The following is a 17,613-nucleotide window of genomic DNA, read 5'->3' on the forward strand; positions in this document are numbered from 1 at the left end:
ACTATACCGTCCGGACGGTACAGTTATTCCCGATTACGGACAGACCCGGCGATAAGTGACGCGATGCCCCGCGCCGCCTCGTCGTCCAGCGGAGCGGTGCGGAACAGCAGGCGGTACCAGAGCACGCCGTACACCACGTCGTGCAGCAGGCCGAGGTCCGCGTCGGCGGGGATCTCGCCGCGCGCCACGGCCTGGTTCAGCACCGTGCGCAGGGCGGCCCGGCGGCCGGCGAGGAAGTGGTCGCGGAAGGCCTCGGCGAACTCCGGATCGAGCAGCGACTGGGCCAGCAGGCCCTTCAGCACCGGCCCCTCCGACTCCTGCATCCCGAACGTGCGGCTGAGGAAGGCGCTCAGGTCGGCTTCGAGGCCGCCCTCGTCGGGGATCGGGATGCCCTCCGACGCCACGTTGAGCAGCGAGTCCAGCGCGACGTCCGCCTTGGACCGCCACCACCGGTAGATCGTCTGCTTGCCGACCCCCGCCCGCGCCGCGATCCCCTCCATCGTCAGCCCGCCGTAGCCGCGCTCGAGGAGTTCGTCGTGCGTCGCCTTGAGGATCGCCAACCGGGCCGCCTCGCTTCGCGGGCGGCCGGGACGTCGCGTGCCGTCGACCATGCCCCCACTTTACAAGACGGCCCGTCTCGGAATATATTTCGAGACGAAGCGTCTAGAAACTTGGAGACATGATGCGCGTAGTCGTGCTGGGCGGTACGTCGGGTGTCGGACTGGCGATCGCCGAGAGCTGTGCCGCGAACGGTGACGAGGTGCTCGTGACCGGGCGCGACCCGGAGAAGCTGAAGGCGGTCGCGGAGAAGGTCGCCGTCGCGGAGGCGGTGGACGGACGGTCTGCGGAGGACGTCCGGGCGTTCTTCGGACGGCACGGCCGGTTCGACCACCTGGTGCTCGCGCTGAGCGGGGCGAGCGGCGCGGGCGCCCTTCGGGACCTGAAGATGGACGACCTGCGGGCCGGTTTCGAGGGCAAGTTCTTCCCGCACCTCCTCGCGGCGCAGGCGGCCCTCGACACGATCGCCGAGGACGGGTCGATCACCTTCATCACCGCCGCCAGCGCCCAGGGCTCGATGCCCGGCACGGCGGGCCTGGCGGCGGTCAACGGGGCGCTGGAGCGGGCCGTGCCGCCGCTGGCCGCCGAGCTCGCGCCGATCCGCGTCAACGCGGTCTCGCCCGGTGTGATCGACACGCCCTGGTGGTCCTTCCTGCCCGAGGAGCAGCGGCGCGAGCAGTTCGCCGCCTACGCCGAGCAGACGCCCGTCCGCCGGGTCGGCCGCCCCGAGGACGTCGCCGACGCGGTCCGCTACCTCATGGGCGCCGGCTTCGTCACGGGCAGGGTCCTCACCTGCGACGGCGGCCTGAGCCTCTGACCGCTGCGGCGCCGCCACCGTACGGCGCCCGTCCGCGCCGCCGTCCCGGGCGTCCGGCCCCACCGCCGTGGCCCGCCGACGGCGGCGCGGATAGGCTGATGCCGCGATGGTGTACCTAGATCACGCGGCGACCACGCCGATGCTGCCCGAGGCGATCGAGGCGATGACCGCGGAGCTCGCGCGCATCGGCAACCCCTCCTCGCTGCACGCCTCCGGCCGCCGCGCCCGGCGCGTCGTCGAGGAGTCGCGCGAGATCATCGCCGAGTCGCTGGGCGCCCGGCCCAGCGAGGTGGTCTTCACCAGCGGCGGCACCGAGGCCGACAACCTCGCGCTCAAAGGGATCTTCTGGACCCGCCGGAGCGCCGATCCGGCCCGGACCCGCGTGCTGGTCAGCGCGATCGAGCACCACGCCGTGCTCGACTCGGCGCAGTGGCTGGCCGACCGCGAGGGGGCGAGCGTCGAGCACCTGGCCGTCGACGCCGACGGCAGGGTCCGGCCCGACACCCTGCGCGCCGCCATCGACCGCGACCCCGGCACGGTGGCGGTCGTCAGCGTCATGTGGGCCAACAACGAGATCGGCACGGTGCAGCCGATCGCCGAGCTCGCCGCGATCGCCCGCGAGCACGGCATCCCGTTCCACACCGACGCCGTTCAGGCGGTCGCGCAGCTCCCCATCACGTTCGGCACGGACGCGATGACCGTCACCGGGCACAAGATCGGCGGGCCGGTCGGCGCCGGCGCCCTGCTGCTCGCCAAGGGCCTGGACCCCGTTCCCGTCCTGCACGGCGGCGGCCAGGAACGCGACGTACGGTCCGGCACTCTCGACGCCGCCGCGATCGCCGGCTTCGCCACCGCGATGCGCGTCGCCGTCTCCCGGCGGACCGCCGAGGCGGAGCGCCTGGCCCGGCTCCGCGACGACCTCATCGAGCGCGTCCGCGCGGCCGTGCCCGACGTCGTCCTCAACGGCGACCCCGAGAACCGGCTCCCCGGCAACGCCCACCTGTCCTTCCCCGGCTGCGAGGGCGACGCCCTGCTGATGCTGCTCGACGCCCGGGACGTCGAGTGCTCGACCGGGTCGGCGTGCTCGGCCGGCGTCGCCGAGCCCAGCCACGTGCTCCTCGCGATGGGCGCCGACCTGCCGCGGGCACGGGGCTCGCTGCGGTTCTCCCTCGGCCACACGAGCACGCAGGCCGACATCGACGCCGTCGCCGACGTCATCGGCCCCGTCATCGAGCGCGCCCGCCGCGCCGGCGCCGCCTGACCGCGCCCCGCCCATGCTCGCGCACGCAGCCGGTGATGGCCGGATCAGGCCAGAACCTTACGGCTGGTAGGGCTCCAGGACCTCCCACGCCGGATCCGGCTGGGAGGAGACCTTGGCCCGGCCCTCCGACCAGCCCGCGGCGAGCTGGTCGAGCTCGGCGACCGCGCCGGACTCCGGGTCGACGTACAGGTGGAACACCCGCCGCCCGTCGCCGCTCTCGTGCGCGGCCAGCAGGACACGCTCGCCCATCGCCTCGATCGACTTCTCGAAGTCCCGGAGCGCCGACGCCGACGGCTCGACCGGGAGCCGGTCCGGATTCGCGTTCGCGTACGGCAGCGCCACCGCGACGTACAGGTCGCACAGCGGGTGGTCCTGCCGGTGCAGCGGGAAGCGCACGGCCACCCGTGCCGCGTGGCCCAGTGGGGTGCGGCCCTCACCGGTCAGCCACGCCGGGTCGCCGAACGGCGCCGCGACCTGCTCGACCACCGCGGACAGCATCGACGGCGGCAGCGCGTCCATCGGCTCTTCGGTCACCACCGTGACGTCGCCGGTCCACCGGGCGACGTCGTCCTCGCCCAGCGCCCAGTCCAGCACGCGGTACGTGAGGGCGAGCTGCGTCTCCTCCGGTACGAACAGGAAGTCCGGGTGGTAGGCGGTGATGTCGACGCGGGCGCGCCGGGCGTCCGCGCGCAGGCCCATCCGCACATAACTCAGGTCGAACTCGTGGTCTTCGAGCTGAAGCTTGCCCTCCAGCATGGCCGGATCGGCCGTCCGCGCCGGGCGGTACTGCCAGCCGTCGTCGGGCGCCGCCCGGAACCAGCGCTCCGCGATCCCGCGCAGCTCGCCGACCCCGCCGCCGCTCACCGTCAGACTAGGCCCCGGCCCGATCTCCCACTCCAGGTCGGGGTGCATCGCCTCGACGTGCGCGCTGATCTGCTCGGCGATTGCCTCGGGGACGTTGTCGTCCAGCCGTTCCCGGGCCTCCGGCCACCACTCCCAGAACCGGGCGATGGCGGCATTGGGCGAAGGCGTACCTGGAGAGCGTCGGAAGATTCCCATGGTGCGGCCAATCGTACGGCCGACAATGACCTCTCCAGCCTAATCACGCCCGATTCCCGACCCGAATCTTGCCCGTTCCCGCCGGGGTACTCGATCGCTGAAGGTGACCACTCATGTACAGAGCGAGGCGCCGTCGCCATGCGGCAGCGGCGGCATCGGCGAGCCAGAGGCCCGGCGAAGTGGAGGCGGCCGCTTGACGTACTGTGACGCCGAGTGGCAGTGCCGCCCGCTCGCATAGTCGGCCTATCGTTCTCGCGTCTGCGGCCTGAAGCTTCTCCCCTTCGCGGCGTTCGATCAGGATGTTGCCGGCCTGTTGTCCTCATCCCGCAGAAGCCCTCGGAGCGGCGCCTCGCACTGGGCGATATGCGCGCTCTCCGCGATGGCCGCGGTTATGAGATAGATGCCGGTGCGTGCCGGCGTTGGTTCGGCGTCGGCCTCGTCCAGGTATGCAAAGGATCCCACGCGGCGCACCGTAGAGGATGTCGACACGCTGCGTGTGTGGATCGCTACAGATCGCAGTCGCTATTCGGCCTTCGTCCGGTTATGTCGTTGGTTACGGCTGAGCGGGGGGTGGGGGTGAGCGCGTACCCTCGTGTAGGTCATGACTCTTCGCGTACTCGCCGCCATGTCGGGCGGCGTCGACTCCGCCGTGGCCGCCGCTCGTGCCGCCGAGGCCGGTCACGAGGTGACCGGCGTGCACCTCGCGCTCTCGTCCAACCCGCAGTCGTACCGCACCGGCGCGCGGGGGTGCTGCACGCTCGAGGACGCGCGTGACGCCCGCCGGGCGGCCGACGTGATCGGCATTCCCTTCTACGTGTGGGACATGGCCGAGCGGTTCGACCGCGACGTCGTCCAGGACTTCGTCGCCGAATACGCCGCGGGCCGTACGCCCAACCCGTGCCTGCGCTGCAACGAGAAGATCAAGTTCCAGGCGCTGCTGGACAAGGCGCTCGCGCTCGGGTTCGACGCGGTCTGCACCGGTCACCACGCCCGGCTTGCCGACGGGGAGCTGCGGCGCAGCGTCGACCTCGGCAAGGACCAGTCGTACGTCCTGGCCGTCTGCACGCGTGAGCAGCTGGCGCACGCCATGTTCCCGCTCGGCGACACGACCAAGGCGGAGGTGCGACGGGAGGCCGAGCGGCGCGGGCTGGCGGTCGCCGACAAGCCGGACAGCCACGACATCTGCTTCATCGCCGACGGTGACACCCAGGGCTTCCTGGCCGACCGGCTCGGCGCGGAGAAGGGGCGGATCGTGGACGCGTCGGGGGAGGTCCTCGGTGAGCACGACGGGGCGTACGCCTACACGATCGGCCAGCGTAAGGGGCTGCGGCTCGGCCGCCCGGCGCCCGACGGCCGGCCGCGCTACGTCCTCGACATCTCGCCGGTGACCAACACGGTGACGGTCGGGCCGCGCGAGGCCCTGGACGTCCATGAGATCCACGGCGAGCGTCCGGTCTGGCTGGGCGAGCCGCTCACCGCGCCGTACGACTGCAAGGTGCAGTTGCGGGCGCACGGTGAGGTGTACGACTGCTCGGCGGTGCCGGTCGGGGACGTGCTGCGGATCTCGCTGCACGCGCCGGCGCGCGGAGTGGCCAAGGGCCAGGCGGCCGTGCTGTACGACGGCGACCGGGTGCTCGGTTCCGCGACGATCGCGGCGACGTTCTCGGCGAGCACCGTTCAGGCCGGCGCCTGAGCGTTTCTCAGGTGTGCGACCGGGCCGCCGCGACGATGCGCTCCAGCGCCGCGGCGTGGGCGGCGAACGCGGTGCGCCCCTGGTCGGTGAGCCGGATGAGGGTCCGGCGGGCGGTGCCCGAGCGTTCCTTGCGGACGGTGACGTAGCCGGCGTCCTGCAGCGCGGTGATCTGCTTGGACAGGGCGGAGTCGCTGGTGCCGATGGTCTCGCGGAGGAACCGGAACTCCACCCACTCGGCCGGGGCCAGGAGCGCCACGATCGACAGCCTCGCCGGTACGTGGATGAACTCGTCGAAGCCTTCCTCCATCAGAGCTCCCGGCGCAGCGTCGCCTTCATCGCCCGATTCAACCACGGCGCCATCAGGGCCCACGTCAGTGCCATGCCGACCGCTCCGATGGTCGAGGGGTACGCCCAGTCCGCCAGTGAGGCGGCGACGTACAGTCCGACGAAGACGGTGATCACGGCCGCCATCATCAGCAGCACGAGCAGCGCCGACCTGTTCGTGTAGCGGGCGCGGCGCAGGCGGGCGCGGCGTGACCGGTTGGAGATCACGCCGAGTACGACGAGGAGTGCGATCGGGACGGCCTGGTAGGGCAGGGGGCCGGACACGTAATCGGGGATGGCGGCCGCCACACAGAGCAGGATGGCGCCGCTGAGGACGAACCACCGGGGCACCGGGCCGAGAGCGGCGTCGGTGGTCTGGTCCTCGCGGTCCCGGATCTCGCGCAGAGCGTCTTCTGGAGTCATGCTTCCTCCCGTGCGACGTACTTTCCTGATGGGAAAGTACCATCTACTTTCCCATCAGGAAAGTAGATGGTGCGCAGGCACGCCGCGGCCACATCGGGAGTTGCCGACTCCAGCCCGCCCCAGACGGTCCTCACCAAGAAGTCCCGCACGCCGTGCGGGAGCGAACGCAAAGGAGCTGATCAACATGACGCGAATCAAGCGGACCTGGCAGCGCACCAGCCTGGGCGTGGAGGTGGCGCGCTCGGAGCGTCAGACGCCCCAGACCAACGGTGCCCAGGGCGGCGAGACGCGCCGGTCCGGAGGCAAGAAGCAGGGCTGACGGTACCGGCGGAAGCCGGAACCGGAACCATCCTGTCGTGACAAGTGAGGGCCCGGCCGTCGCGCCGGGCCCTCTTTCTCGTGCTCCGTCCAGGGAAGACCTTGGCGATCGACGGGCGCGTAGGCTCGGGAGAATGAGATTCGGTGTATCGACCTTCGTGACCGATGAGGGCATCGGACCGGCCGAGCTCGGCCGGGCGCTGGAGGAACGCGGGTTCGCGTCGCTGTACGTCGCCGAGCACACGCACATCCCGGTGAGCCGCGAGACGCCGTACCCGGGCGGCGGGGACCTGCCGCGCGTCTACTACCGCACGCTGGACCCGATCGTCACGCTCACCGCGGCGGCCGTCGTCACCGAGCGGCTGACGCTGGGCACCGGTATCGCGCTGATCCCGCAGCGCGATCCGATCGTGTTCGCCAAGGAGGTCGCCTCGCTGGACCTGATCTCCGGTGGGCGCGCCGCGATCGGCATCGGCGGCGGCTGGAACCGCGAGGAGATGCGCCACCACGGCACCGACCCGAAGACCCGGATGGCGCTCATGCGCGAGCGGGTGCTCGCCATGAAGGAGCTCTGGGCCAAGGACGAGGCCGAGTTCCACGGCGAGTACGTCGACTTCGACCCGACGTACTCCTGGCCGAAGCCGGTACGGACCCCGCCGATCCTCGTCGGCGGCTGGGGACCGAAGACGTTCGACCGGGTCCTGGAGTACGGCGACGGATGGCTGCCCATCGCCGGGGACACCGACGCCCTCGCGAAGGGCGTGAAGGAACTGCGCGAGCGCGCCGGCCGCCACGTGCCGGTCCACGTATACGCCACACCCGCGAAGCGGGAGGTCGTCGAGGGGCTGATCGCCGCCGAGGTGGACGAGATCCTGCTGTTCCTGCCGACCAAGCCCGCCGACGAGACGCTGCGCCGCCTCGACAGGATGGCCGAGCTCATCGCCTGACGGTCAGCCGAGCGCCTGGCGGAACCGGTCGCCGAGACCCGCCAGGCGCTCGACCGGTTCGTTGGCGAACACCAGCCGCAGGTACCGGTTCCCGTTCGGCCCCCAGCCGTCCATGGGTGTGGCCGCCACCTTCGCCCGGTCGAACAGGCGCTGCGACAGGTCCGCCGGGCTCAGCCCGAGTGGCTCGGCGTCGATGAGCAGCGACCAGCCGCCCTGCGGTCGGACGACCGGGTACGCGGCGAGTTCGCGCAGCACCGTGTCGCAGCGCCGCCCCCACTCGGCCGTGGCGGCGGCCACGTCGGCGTCGGCGTCCGGCGCGTCCAGCGCGTCCAGCGCGGCGGCGACCGCGTCCTGGGCGAGGCCGACCTGGCAGACGACGTTGGTCAGGCCGACCAGCCGGACGTCGGCGAGGATGTCGGCGGGGCCGACGACCCAGCCGACCCGCCAGCCGATCATCCGCAGTTCCTTCGAGGCCGACCCCACGGTGATGGTCCGCCGCGCCAGCCCCTCGTGGGACGCCGGATGGCTCGGCGGCCGGCCGTCGAACCGGATGCGCTCCATGGCCGCGTCGTAGATCAGCCAGGCGCCGTGGCGCTCGCACGCGTCCGCGAGGGCCACCCAGTGCCGGTCGTCGAGCACGAGGCCGGTCGGCATGGCCGGGCTCATCATCAGGACCGCCGCGGTCCGCGGGCCCACGGCCGCCGCGAGCCGCTCGGGGTCGACGGACCAGCCCTCCGCCGTGGCCTCGGCCGGGACGAAGCGCGTCACCCCGCCGGCGAGGCGCACCCGGTTCACCAATCCGGCGTAGACGGGGTCGCACAGCACGACCTCCTGGCCCGGCTCGACCGTGGCCAGCAGCGTGTTGAGGACGCCGTTCAGCCCGCCCGCCACGCTGACGCACTCGGTGGCCGGATCGTACGCGCGCCCGGCGATCCGGCCCACGTGCGCGGCGGCCGCCGCCCGGAGCGACCGATGCCCCTGGAACGGCAGATAGCTGTTGGCCGCGTCGTCGTCGACGGCCGCGCGGGTGACGCCGAGGGCGACGGCGGGCGGCCTGAGGTCGGTGTCGAGGTTCTCCAGCCGCAGGAACTCCGGGTCGGCGACGGCGTCGGCGGCGTCCCCGACGACGTCCACGCCGATCCCGGGAATGTCGCGGAGTCTGGTGACGGTCATGTACGAACTCCGTTCGCTATGTCGGTACAGGCATACCACTATGCTGATACGCATGGATGTAGGGCAAGTGGTCGGCGGCAACCTGCGGAGGCTGCGCACCGCGGCGGGCATCTCCCTGGCGGATCTCGCGGCGGCCGGCGGGATCGGCAAGACGACGCTGCACGGCATCGAACTGGGCCAGGCCAACCCCACGCTGAGCACGCTGTGGGCGCTGGCCACGGCGCTGAAGGTGCCACTCGGCGAGTTGCTGGAGGCGCCCGCCTCGGCCGTCGAGGTCGTACGGGCGACGGACGACCGGCCGCGCGCCGAAGGCGACGCCGTCGGCGCCCGGCTGCTCCACCGCATCAGGATCCGCGGCACCGTCGAGGTGTACGACATCGAGGTCGCCGGCGCCGAGCAGCACTCGGACGCCCACCTGCCGGGCGTGGAGGAGTGCCTCGTCGTGACGGAGGGGAGCGTCACCACCGGCCCCGCCGACGCGGCCGCGGAGCTGGAGGCGGGCGACTCCATCCGCTTCGACGCGGCGAGCCCGCACGTGTACCAGGGAACCGGGACGCGCAACCACGCCGTACTCCTGATGCTGCATCCCGAACCCTGACCGAAGGCCCAGGGCCGCTCCCTCGAGAGGTGGATGTGATCCCCTTCGTGAGGGAGGTGCGGGTACGGGGTCGCTTGCGATCTTGGGGTGGTGACACGCAGACACTCGCCCGCAGGAGGACCGCGATGAGCGCGCACGTCGCCCCCGCACCCGGACGTCACACGGTTCACCGCGCCCTGGCGCGGCTGCACGGCCGGACGGCGGCCGGGGTTCCTCGATGGGCGGTGTGGGCGGCGTACGCGACGACGCTGACCGTGCTGCCCTCCTGTGTCTGGCGGATCGCGGCGATCACCTTCCACGTCCCCCTGCTCGAACGGTCCGCGGAACCCGTCCCGGGCCACGGGGCCGTGGTGTTCAACGGTCTCTGGTACGTGGTCGCGCTCAGCGTCGTCAGTGAAGCGCTGGCCTACCTGGCCTTCGGGCTGGTCGGCGAATGGGGCGAGACCGTCCCGCGCTGGATCCCCGGACTCGGCGGCCGGCGGGTGCCGGTCCTCGCCGCCGTGATCCCGGCGGGCCTCGGCGCCGTCGCGCTACTGCTCTTCCCGTACGCCCTGGTCATGTCGGGTCTCGGCCGGATGATCGACGGCTCGCACCGCACCGGCCTCGTCGTGCACGGATGGCAGTCCGTCGTGTTCGTCGTCGCGTACGGTCCGCTGGTCGCCTGGGGGCCGCTGCTCGGCCTGCTGACCGTGCACTACTACCGCCGCCGGAGGCGTGCGCCGGGCGTCACGTGCGAGCCGGCGTCGTGAAGCGCGCCCAGACGACCTTGCCGCCGTCCGTGCCGGGATGATGTCCCCAGGCGGTGGACAGCGCCTCGACGATGAACAGGCAGACCTTGACGCGGCCCTTGCGCGGCGGCTGAAGCATCAGGCAGCGATCCTCCAGCGGCGGCCCGTGCCTCCGCTGATCTGGGCGGTTCTCGACGAGGCCGCATTACGCCCGATGGGTGCCCCATCTGTCATGAAGGCGCAGTTCGAGCATTTGATCGAGTGCAGCGAACTATCGCACGTATCCCTCCGGATAGTCCCGCTGACGGCCGCGCCACATGTCGGTATCGATGGCTGGTTCACTTTCTTCGAGCTTCCGGGGCGGCGCTTGGCCGCGTTCGCGGGAGCGACGCTGGATGTGGGACGAATGATCGACGAGCAGGCGAAGGCGGCCGCCGTGTCCGTCCGATTCGACCGGATCGCTGCCCAGGCGTTGAATGAGGACCAGACTCGTGACCTTCTGAAGAGGGCGGCTGAAGATCTATGACGGCATGGCGTAAGAGCAGCTACAGCACCGGCGCTGGGGGAACCACCGACTGCGTCGAAGTGACACGGCTCTCGAGCGAAGGTCCATGACCATATGGCGTAAAAGCAGCTAGACCACCGGAGGCTGAGGGGCGACCGAGTGCGTCGAGGTGACATCGCTCCCGGCCCTTCCCGTAACGCCGAGGATTTTGGTGCCGCGAGCGACGGCGATCTGGGGCGTTGACGGCGGCCCAAGTTTCGCCACGTCCAAAAGTCTCGGAAAACCCGATCGTGACCGCCCGGGTTGCAGGATTTCGCCCCTTTCCCCAGGCGAACCGACCCCGTTTCACCGAACACTTGCACGCCCTCGAGCCCCCACGCCCGCGTCGAGGCCAGGCGCCAAAGGACCTTGCCGCCGCTCTTGACGGGCAAAAAGCGACGATACGGGCATCGAAACCGGCCACGCCGACGGCACGGTGGCGATGACTTCGCGGACGTCGGTGTCGGTCAGTCGTCGGCTTTGGTGAGGGAGCGGATCGAGGGGCGCAGGAGCTCGACGATCTGATCCGGGTCGGCGTCGGCCAGGTGGTCGAGCTTGATCAGGTGCCGGCCGACGGCGAGGCCGATCAGGACCGCGCTGACCAAGGCGGCGCGCAGGTCGGCCTGGTCGTCGGGGATGGCCTCGCTGATGCGGTCCCGGTGGTCGCGGGACGCGGCCCGTACCTCGTGGGTGGCCTCGGGGTGGGTGAGCATCGACCGCAGGATGGCCAGCGACTCGACGGGTTCGTCCGCCAGCGAAGTGCGGAGATGGTCGAGTAGTTGCTCGGCCACCTGTTCTGGGGTGCCGCCGGCAATCGGGGGAGTCCCGCCCTCGGTGACCCGCGCGAAGAGCTTCTCCTTGCTGCCGAAGTAGTGCATGACCAGGCCCGGGTCCACTCCGGCGGCCGTCGCCACGGCACGGATCGTGGTCCGGTCGTAGCCGGTTTCGGCGAACAGGCGGCGGGCCTGCGCCAAGATCCGGGCCTCGGTGTTGCGTCGTTGTTCGGCCCGGCTGCTCACACGAATCATTCTACGGCGGTTGAACAACGGGCCAGATTCGTTCTACAGTCGTTGAACCATTCGTTCAACGATCGTTCAATGGGAGGCTTGGCGTGAAAGATCCACTGGAGGTCCTGGAGCGGCGCCGGCGGCTGCTCGTCGCCGGCGACTTGGCGGCGTTCGCCGATCTCTTCGCGGAGGACGCGGTGCTGGAGATGCCGTTCGCGGTCGACGGCTTTCCGGCTCGGCTGGAGGGGCAGGAGGCGATCCGGGAGTTCTCGGCGCGCGCCGACCGGATGCCGGTCGAGATCACCGACCTGCGCACCGTGCAGGTCCACCGGACCTCGGATCCCGAGGTGGTGATCATCGAGCTGGTCTCGGTCGTGCGGCTCACCACCACGGGCGCGACGTTCGAGGTGCCCAGCGTCCAGGTCTTCCGGATCCGCGACGGCCGGATCGTCCTCTTCCGCGACTACGTGGGCGCGAACTCGCTCCCGGACCTGACCGCCGCCTGAACCCGCTAGTGCGATGACCACCGATGTTCGCCGGATCCGATGAGGTTTCCGTCGCTGTCGTGGGCCGGCCCAGAGGATTCGGCCGGGGTGCCACTGGACCCGGCGAACGTCTGCGGTCACCGCACCAGCCTCCTTAGGAGTCGGGCGGCTCCGCCAGCCGCTTCAACCGGGTCCAACCGGCCCAGCCACGCTCGCGCATCAGGTCCAGCATCCGCTGCGCCCGCGGGTCGGACTCGACGGCGAGTGCGTCCAGGAGGTCGAACGACAGATCGTCGTACGCCATCTCGCCGAAATTGATCTCGCCGGAGGTGTATGCCTGCTCGGCCATGCCGGCCATGAGGTCGGCGGCTTCCCGCAGACGCGGGTCGTCGTCGCCTTCGTCGCTTTCCACGAGCTCCGACAGGACCTCATAGAGCCGAACGAGTCGCGGGTCATCGAGCTGCGCGAGTTTCCCGGGCATGAACTCGCGGACACGCTCGGGCCAGCGAGCCGCGACCAGGATCCACCCGTCCCGCTCGGCCTCCACCATCCGCTCTGACACCCCGATCTCCCGAAGCCGATCGAGATAGAAGACCACCTCGGGTGGGAGCGCCAGGCTGTCCCCGGCAGCGAGCTGCGCGATCTGCTCGCGGCTGGTCTCAAGCCGTTCGATCTCGTCGCGCAGGTGGCTGTCGATCCTTCGGACCGCCTCGGCGAAGGTCGAGGCGTCGGCTTCGAGCATCTGACCGATCTGAGACAGCGGCACGCCGGCGTTGGCGAGGGTGCGGATCTTGATGAGGGCCACGACGGCCTTCGCGCCATACCGCCGGTAACCCGAGGCGTCCCGCTCCGGCTCGGGCAGCAGGCCGATCTGGTGATAGTGCCGCACCGCCCGCGCCGTGACGCCGGCATACGCCGCCAGTTGACCGATCGTCAGCATGCTGTGATCCTGCCTCGACTCGCGCGGACCCGGTCGACGCCGCCTCAGGAGATTTTGCGACGGTAGGAGATGCCGGCGACGAGGTAGGCAACGACGAGGATGCCGACGCACCAGGCGAGGGCGGTCCAGATGTCGGCGCCGACCGGGTGCCGGGCGAACAGGTCGCGGATCGTGTTCACGATCGGCGTGACCGGCTGGTGGTCGGCGAACCAGCGCACCGGGCCGGGCATCGTGTCGGTGGGCACGAACGCGGAACTGATGAACGGCAGGAAGATGAGCGGGTAGGAGAACGCGCTCGCACCGGACACGCTGCTCGCGGTGAGGCCCGGGATGACGGCGATCCACGTCAGCGCGAGGGTGAACAGGATCAGGATGCCGGCGACCGCGAGCCAGGCTCCCACGTTCGCTCCGGTGCGGAAGCCCATGAGGAAGGCGACGCCGACGACGATCGCGAGCGAGATGAGGTTGGCGATCAGCGAGGTCAGCACGTGCGCCCACAGCACGCCGGAACGGACGATCGGCATGGACTGGAAGCGCTCGAAGATGCCGGCCTGCATGTCCGTGAACAGCCGGAACGCGGTGTAGGAGATGCCCGACGCGATCGTGATGAGCAGGATGCCGGGCAGCATGTAGGACACGTAGGTGCCCGACCCGTGCTGGATCGCGCCGCCGAACACGTAGACGAACATCAGCATCATGGCCACCGGGACGATCGCGGTGGTGATGATGGTGTCCACGCTGCGAGTGACGTGCTTGAGGGAACGCCCGGTGAGGACGGCGGTGTCGCCGAAGAAGTGTGTGGTCATCGTTCTTCCTTCTCCTTCGGCGTGGCCTTGCGGTCTTCGTCACTCTGATCGGCGATGCCGTTCTCGTCGTTCTTCCCGTTCTCGCCGACGACGGCGAAGAAGACATCCTCCAAAGTGGGCTGCTTCTCGACGTATTCGACCTTGGCGGGCGGCAGGAGTCTCCGCAGCTCGTCCAGGGTGCCGTTGACGATGATCCGGCCCTTGTGCAGGATCGCGATCCGGTCCGCGAGTTCTTCCGCCTCGTCGAGATACTGGGTCGTCAGCAGCACCGTCGTGCCGTACTCGGCGAGTTCCTTCACGGTCCGCCACACCTCGACGCGCGCCTGCGGGTCCAGCCCGGTCGTCGGCTCGTCGAGGAAGATCACCGGCGGGTTGCCGATGAGGCTCATCGCGATGTCGAGGCGGCGACGCATGCCACCCGAATACGTCGCCACCTTCCGCGTGGCCGCATCGGTCAGCGCGAAACGCCGCAGCAGGGTGTCCGCCACTGCGCCGGGGTTCTTGAGATGCCGCAGCTTCGCGACCAGCACGAGGTTCTCCCGCCCGGTGAGGATCTCGTCCACGGCGGCGAACTGTCCGGTGAGGTTGAAGGACTCCCGCACCTTGGCCGGCTGCGCGGCGACGTCGAAGCCGTTGACGTCGACCGTGCCCGCGTCCGCCTTCAGCAGCGTGGAGAGGATCCTGATGACCGTGGTCTTGCCCGCCCCGTTCGAGCCGAGCAGGGCGAAAACGCTGCCACGCTCCACGTCGAAGTCCACGCCGCGCAGCACACGTAGCTCCTTGTAAGACTTCTCCAGACCCTGCACGTGGATCGCGGGTCTTGTCGGTGGGACGCTCATGACCGCCAGAGTGAAGGGTTGACGCAGCGTCAAGGTCAAGCCCGCAGGGCAGTGCCGAGGTGGCGCGAACATGCCGAGGCACTACCTTGATCGCGACCTGTACTTCTTACCGCGAGGAGCCGGCGTGGCCTCCATCCGCCACGAGATCGTCATCGACGCGTCTCCCGACCACATCTGGGACGTCATCCGCGACGTCGGCGCCGTGCACGAGCGCCTCCTGCCCGGCCGGGTGGCCGGGACCCGCATCGAGGGCGACCAGCGGTTCCTGACCTTCCCCGACGGGCACGTGATCCGTGAGCTGATCGTCGCCATCGACGACGGAGCGCGCCGCCTGGCCTACTCCGTCTCCGAGGGCGCGCGGCCGCCGACCGAGCACCATCACGCCTCCTTCGAGGTCCGCCCCGAGGGGGACAGGGCGGGCCGGCTCATCTGGACCACCGACGTGCTGCCGCACGCGCTCGAGCGCGAGATCCGGATCCGGGTCGAACGCGGCGCGATCGAGATGAAGCAGGCGATCGAGTCGGCCGCGCACTAGGAGAGGAGCCGGTCACAGAAGAAGCGGCGCGCGGGCCATCGCTCCGGAGATGATCTGCATCCGATTGCCGTACCTGTAAGTGATCGCCAACAGGAAGAACGCCCTTCCCCAGGAAGCCGGGGAAGGGCGGTCGTAGGGGAGGCTAGGCGGCCGATGCCGCCCGGGCCTGCTGGTGGGTCAGCGGATCCGCATCGAGGTGACGGAGCCGTCCGCGTTCTCGAACAGGAAGGACTGGGGCGCGTCGTTCTGGCCGTCCTCCTGGCCGCTGTTCTGGGTGTCGTTCCGCTCGGAACCGTTGGTGTCCTTCGGGTCGGACATTGTTTCCTCCAGTTGTCAGTGAGACTTCACGTGCGGGGGTCTGCCGCCCGCACGGTTATGACTGTGCGCGCGTTTCGCCATAGGGCAAGTTCCGGATCGCCCGGTGGGAATTCGGGAAGTCGTCTCCCCTTGACCTCAACCGCAGTTCACGTAACAGGCTCTGTGCCGAGAGGAGCCGCGGCGGAGGCGACTCGAGGCGAGAGGCGGTGTGGCATGTCGGAGGCGACGGTGGCCGAGTGGATCACGGGGCATTCCGTGGAACTGGTCCATGGTGAGCCCGGTGAGCCGCTGGACGACCTGCGGCCGCTCGCGCCGATGGTTCGGGATGCCAAGGTGGTGGCCCTCGGTGCCGCCACGCGGATGTCACGGGAGCTGTCGGTCGTCGCGCACCGAACCCTGCGGCTGTTGGTGGAGCAGGAAGGGTTCCGGTCGCTGGCCCTGGAAGGCGATGACCCCGTACGGCTCGGGCTGGCCGCCTACATCGCCACCGGCGACGGGGATCCGCGCGCGATGCTGGCCGGGGCGCGGGCGTTCTGGCGGACGGAGGAGATCCTTGACGTCGTCCGCTGGATGAGGTCGTACAACCGCCGGCACCCGGACGACCCGGTGCGCTTCGCCGAGGCTCCGGACCGGACGGCGCAGGACGTGACACCGCTCGACGGCCTCGCCGGGGTCGAGCGGACGCTGGCCGAGGGCGTCGCCTGGTGGCAGGAACGCGCCGGCGACAAGATCGTGTACTGGGGAGGGACGGCGCACACCGCCGTCGGAGACCCCCGTACGATCTCCCAGGCCGCACCGCCTGAGACCCATCGCAACATGGGCGGTCACCTGCGGGAACGAATGGGCCAGGACTACCGGTCGATCGGTCTCACCGTGGGGCACGGCTCGATCGGCGTGCCCCTTCCCCGGCCGAGTGCGCAGTTCGTCGACGCGGTGCTCAGCGAGGCCGCCGCCGGCCGGGCGGGATACGTCCTGGACCTGCGCGAGCCGCAGCCCGAGCCCGTACGCCGGCGGCTCGGCGCGGCCACCAAGACGCGGCTGATCGGTCCGTTCTACGACCCGGCGGACGACGCGTCCTACTCCATGTCGGGCGGATCGCTGCGGACCTGGTTCGACGTCGTCATCCACACCGAGGAGGTCACCCCCGCCCGCCTCCTCCAGCCGCTGCCCGCCTGACGCGCGGTCGGCGGCGGCCGAAGATCCAGTCTTCAGGCTCTAGGCTTCTGCTGTGCCTGATCTTCCGTGGACCATCGGGACCGCGACCGGCGTCGGTTCCCACCCCGGCGACGATCCCGCCGAGGCGCTGCGGATCGTCCTCGACCAGCTTCCCGACCTGCCGTACCTCCCGGAGCTGCCCGCACGCGGGCCGGGCGCGGACATGATCGGACGTGCCGCCGGACTGCTCGTCGAACTGGCCGTCGCGCTGCAGCCGTCGGGGTGGAGGTTCGCCGACCGGCCGGGCCGGGACACGATCCGCGCCCACAGCATGCTCGCCCGCGACCTCGACACTCTGGAAGAGCAGGCGGGGGAGTACGAGGGACCGTTCAAGATCCAGGTCACCGGGCCGTGGACCCTCGCCGCCTCGATCGAGCTCAGGCACGGCGACCGAGCGCTCCGCGACCCCGGGGCCGTACGCGACCTGATCGCCTCGCTCGCCGAGGGCGTCGCCGCGCACGTCGCCGACGTACGCCGCAGGCTCCCGCGCGCGACGATCCTGCTGCAACTCGACGAGCCGGGCCTGCCCGGCGTCCTGGCCGGAACCGTGCCGACCGCGAGCGGGTTCTCCCGGCTCCCCGCCGTCGAGGCCCCCCTGGCCGAGGACGGTCTGCGACGGGTGATCGAGGCGACGGACGCCTTCCCGATCGTGCACTCCTGCGCTCCGCGCACCCCGTACGGCCTGCTGCGGGGCGCGGGCGCGAAGGCGATCTCGGTCGACGCCGCGTCGCTGCGCGGCGCGGACGAGGACGCGATCGGCGAGGCCGTCGAGGCGGGCACCGGGTTCCTCCTCGGCATCGTTCCCGGCACGGACACCCGCCTGCCAACGCCGAAGCAGTCGCTGGGTCGCGTCCAGGAGCTGTGGCGGCGTCTCGGCTTCTCCCCGCGGGTCCTGGCCGAGGGCGTCGTCGTCACCCCCGCCTGTGGCCTGGCCGGCGCGAGCCCCGGCTACGTACGGGCCGCGTTGAAGCACTGCGGCGAGGCGGCGCGGGTCCTGGCCGAGACCGCCGAGGACTGAGCGGAAC

The 17,613-nt window shown here is 70.7% G+C and carries 24 protein-coding genes; 13 read left to right on the top strand and 11 right to left on the bottom strand.

Annotated elements, in window-relative coordinates; translation table 11 throughout:
- Positions 1 to 23: 23 nt before the first annotated feature.
- Positions 24 to 611: a TetR/AcrR family transcriptional regulator gene (locus ABD978_RS21590; RefSeq protein ID WP_345357224.1), complete on the bottom strand. Its 588-nt coding sequence runs from the start codon at positions 609 to 611 to the stop codon at positions 24 to 26.
- 68 nt (positions 612 to 679) lie between these two features.
- On the opposite strand from ABD978_RS21590, the gene ABD978_RS21595 reads away from it, so the two are divergent.
- Together ABD978_RS21595 and ABD978_RS21600 are read left to right on the top strand one after the other, a co-directional pair.
- Positions 680 to 1,375 (top strand): SDR family oxidoreductase, encoded by a 696-nt coding sequence (locus ABD978_RS21595; protein WP_345357227.1) that lies wholly within the window; start codon positions 680 to 682, stop codon positions 1,373 to 1,375.
- A 106-nt stretch (positions 1,376 to 1,481) separates the two neighbouring features.
- Positions 1,482 to 2,636, top strand: coding sequence for a cysteine desulfurase family protein (locus tag ABD978_RS21600; RefSeq protein WP_345357230.1), 1,155 nt, complete (start codon positions 1,482 to 1,484; stop codon positions 2,634 to 2,636).
- Positions 2,637 to 2,693: 57 nt separating this feature from the next.
- Here ABD978_RS21600 and ABD978_RS21605 read toward each other — a convergent pair whose 3' ends face one another.
- Positions 2,694 to 3,695 (bottom strand): DUF695 domain-containing protein, encoded by a 1,002-nt coding sequence (locus ABD978_RS21605; protein ID WP_345357233.1) that lies wholly within the window; start codon positions 3,693 to 3,695, stop codon positions 2,694 to 2,696.
- Between the two features lie 601 nt (positions 3,696 to 4,296).
- Here ABD978_RS21605 and mnmA point away from each other — a divergent pair.
- Positions 4,297 to 5,388, top strand: coding sequence for a tRNA 2-thiouridine(34) synthase MnmA (gene mnmA / locus ABD978_RS21610; protein ID WP_345357236.1), 1,092 nt, complete (start codon positions 4,297 to 4,299; stop codon positions 5,386 to 5,388).
- Between the two features lie 7 nt (positions 5,389 to 5,395).
- On the opposite strand, the gene ABD978_RS21615 is transcribed toward mnmA, so the two are convergent.
- Both ABD978_RS21615 and ABD978_RS21620 read right to left on the bottom strand, forming a co-directional pair.
- Positions 5,396 to 5,695, bottom strand: a complete 300-nt coding sequence (locus ABD978_RS21615; RefSeq protein WP_345357239.1) for a transcriptional regulator — start codon at positions 5,693 to 5,695, stop codon at positions 5,396 to 5,398.
- Positions 5,695 to 6,135 carry a hypothetical protein gene (locus ABD978_RS21620; protein WP_345357242.1) on the bottom strand — a complete coding sequence of 147 codons (441 nt, stop codon included), beginning with the start codon at positions 6,133 to 6,135 and terminating at the stop codon, positions 5,695 to 5,697. The genes ABD978_RS21615 and ABD978_RS21620 overlap by 1 nt, the downstream gene beginning before the upstream one ends.
- 184 nt (positions 6,136 to 6,319) lie before the next feature.
- Here ABD978_RS21620 and ABD978_RS21625 point away from each other — a divergent pair, with 184 nt between their 5' ends.
- Positions 6,320 to 6,454, top strand: coding sequence for a hypothetical protein (locus ABD978_RS21625; protein ID WP_345357245.1), 135 nt, complete (start codon positions 6,320 to 6,322; stop codon positions 6,452 to 6,454).
- 133 nt (positions 6,455 to 6,587) lie between these two features.
- The gene (locus ABD978_RS21630) at positions 6,588 to 7,400 is read left to right on the top strand and encodes an LLM class F420-dependent oxidoreductase (protein ID WP_345357248.1); all 813 of its coding nucleotides are present in this window, start codon (positions 6,588 to 6,590) and stop codon (positions 7,398 to 7,400) included.
- Between the two features lie 3 nt (positions 7,401 to 7,403).
- On the opposite strand, the gene ABD978_RS21635 is transcribed toward ABD978_RS21630, so the two are convergent.
- Entirely contained in the window at positions 7,404 to 8,573 is a 1,170-nt protein-coding gene (locus ABD978_RS21635; protein ID WP_345357251.1) for a pyridoxal phosphate-dependent aminotransferase, read from the bottom strand.
- A 52-nt stretch (positions 8,574 to 8,625) separates the two neighbouring features.
- Between ABD978_RS21635 and ABD978_RS21640 the strand changes: the two genes are divergently transcribed.
- Both ABD978_RS21640 and ABD978_RS21645 read left to right on the top strand, forming a co-directional pair.
- Positions 8,626 to 9,171, top strand: a complete 546-nt coding sequence (locus tag ABD978_RS21640; protein ID WP_345357254.1) for a helix-turn-helix domain-containing protein — start codon at positions 8,626 to 8,628, stop codon at positions 9,169 to 9,171.
- A gap of 125 nt (positions 9,172 to 9,296) precedes the next feature.
- The gene (locus ABD978_RS21645; protein WP_345357257.1) at positions 9,297 to 9,920 is read left to right on the top strand and encodes a hypothetical protein; all 624 of its coding nucleotides are present in this window, start codon (positions 9,297 to 9,299) and stop codon (positions 9,918 to 9,920) included.
- On the opposite strand, the gene ABD978_RS21650 is transcribed toward ABD978_RS21645, so the two are convergent.
- Positions 9,898 to 10,038 (bottom strand): ATP-binding protein, encoded by a 141-nt coding sequence (locus ABD978_RS21650; RefSeq protein ID WP_345357522.1) that lies wholly within the window; start codon positions 10,036 to 10,038, stop codon positions 9,898 to 9,900. The two genes, ABD978_RS21645 and ABD978_RS21650, sit on opposite strands and share 23 nt — an antisense overlap.
- A gap of 9 nt (positions 10,039 to 10,047) precedes the next feature.
- Between ABD978_RS21650 and ABD978_RS21655 the strand changes: the two genes are divergently transcribed.
- Both ABD978_RS21655 and ABD978_RS43950 read left to right on the top strand, forming a co-directional pair.
- Entirely contained in the window at positions 10,048 to 10,425 is a 378-nt protein-coding gene (locus ABD978_RS21655; RefSeq protein ID WP_345357517.1) for a DUF5753 domain-containing protein, read from the top strand.
- Complete coding sequence (locus ABD978_RS43950) at positions 10,422 to 10,514, top strand: DUF397 domain-containing protein (protein ID WP_364397250.1); 93 nt, start codon at positions 10,422 to 10,424, stop codon at positions 10,512 to 10,514. Before ABD978_RS21655 ends, ABD978_RS43950 begins: the two co-directional genes overlap by 4 nt.
- Before the next feature lie 396 nt (positions 10,515 to 10,910).
- On the opposite strand, the gene ABD978_RS21660 is transcribed toward ABD978_RS43950, so the two are convergent.
- Positions 10,911 to 11,462 (bottom strand): TetR/AcrR family transcriptional regulator, encoded by a 552-nt coding sequence (locus ABD978_RS21660; RefSeq protein WP_345357260.1) that lies wholly within the window; start codon positions 11,460 to 11,462, stop codon positions 10,911 to 10,913.
- Positions 11,463 to 11,554: 92 nt separating this feature from the next.
- On the opposite strand from ABD978_RS21660, the gene ABD978_RS21665 reads away from it, so the two are divergent.
- Entirely contained in the window at positions 11,555 to 11,956 is a 402-nt protein-coding gene (locus ABD978_RS21665) for a nuclear transport factor 2 family protein (RefSeq protein ID WP_345357263.1), read from the top strand.
- Positions 11,957 to 12,089: 133 nt separating this feature from the next.
- On the opposite strand, the gene ABD978_RS21670 is transcribed toward ABD978_RS21665, so the two are convergent.
- Genes ABD978_RS21670 through ABD978_RS21680 form a run of 3 tightly spaced genes read right to left on the bottom strand, consistent with a single transcriptional unit; the run spans position 12,090 to position 14,520 of the window.
- On the bottom strand, positions 12,090 to 12,875 hold the full coding sequence (locus ABD978_RS21670; RefSeq protein ID WP_345357266.1) for a helix-turn-helix domain-containing protein: 786 nt from the start codon (positions 12,873 to 12,875) through the stop codon (positions 12,090 to 12,092).
- 44 nt (positions 12,876 to 12,919) lie between these two features.
- Positions 12,920 to 13,681 (bottom strand): ABC transporter permease, encoded by a 762-nt coding sequence (locus tag ABD978_RS21675; protein WP_345357269.1) that lies wholly within the window; start codon positions 13,679 to 13,681, stop codon positions 12,920 to 12,922.
- Positions 13,678 to 14,520, bottom strand: coding sequence for an ABC transporter ATP-binding protein (locus tag ABD978_RS21680; RefSeq protein WP_345357272.1), 843 nt, complete (start codon positions 14,518 to 14,520; stop codon positions 13,678 to 13,680). The genes ABD978_RS21675 and ABD978_RS21680 overlap by 4 nt, the downstream gene beginning before the upstream one ends.
- A gap of 124 nt (positions 14,521 to 14,644) precedes the next feature.
- Between ABD978_RS21680 and ABD978_RS21685 the strand changes: the two genes are divergently transcribed.
- A complete protein-coding gene (locus tag ABD978_RS21685; protein WP_345357275.1) occupies positions 14,645 to 15,055 on the top strand; it encodes an SRPBCC family protein in 411 nt (136 codons plus the stop codon).
- 177 nt (positions 15,056 to 15,232) lie between these two features.
- Here the strand turns inward: ABD978_RS21685 and ABD978_RS21690 are convergent, their stop codons facing one another.
- Entirely contained in the window at positions 15,233 to 15,373 is a 141-nt protein-coding gene (locus tag ABD978_RS21690) for a hypothetical protein (RefSeq protein ID WP_345357278.1), read from the bottom strand.
- 213 nt (positions 15,374 to 15,586) lie between these two features.
- Between ABD978_RS21690 and ABD978_RS21695 the strand changes: the two genes are divergently transcribed.
- Together ABD978_RS21695 and ABD978_RS21700 are read left to right on the top strand one after the other, a co-directional pair.
- Complete coding sequence (locus tag ABD978_RS21695; protein WP_345357281.1) at positions 15,587 to 16,549, top strand: erythromycin esterase family protein; 963 nt, start codon at positions 15,587 to 15,589, stop codon at positions 16,547 to 16,549.
- Between the two features lie 52 nt (positions 16,550 to 16,601).
- On the top strand, positions 16,602 to 17,606 hold the full coding sequence (locus ABD978_RS21700; RefSeq protein WP_345357284.1) for a methionine synthase: 1,005 nt from the start codon (positions 16,602 to 16,604) through the stop codon (positions 17,604 to 17,606).
- The last annotated feature ends 7 nt before the right edge of the window (positions 17,607 to 17,613 follow it).

The sequence above is a fragment of the Actinoallomurus liliacearum genome, from assembly GCF_039542035.1.
In the GTDB taxonomy this organism is placed as follows: Bacteria; Actinomycetota; Actinomycetes; order Streptosporangiales; family Streptosporangiaceae; genus Actinoallomurus; species Actinoallomurus liliacearum.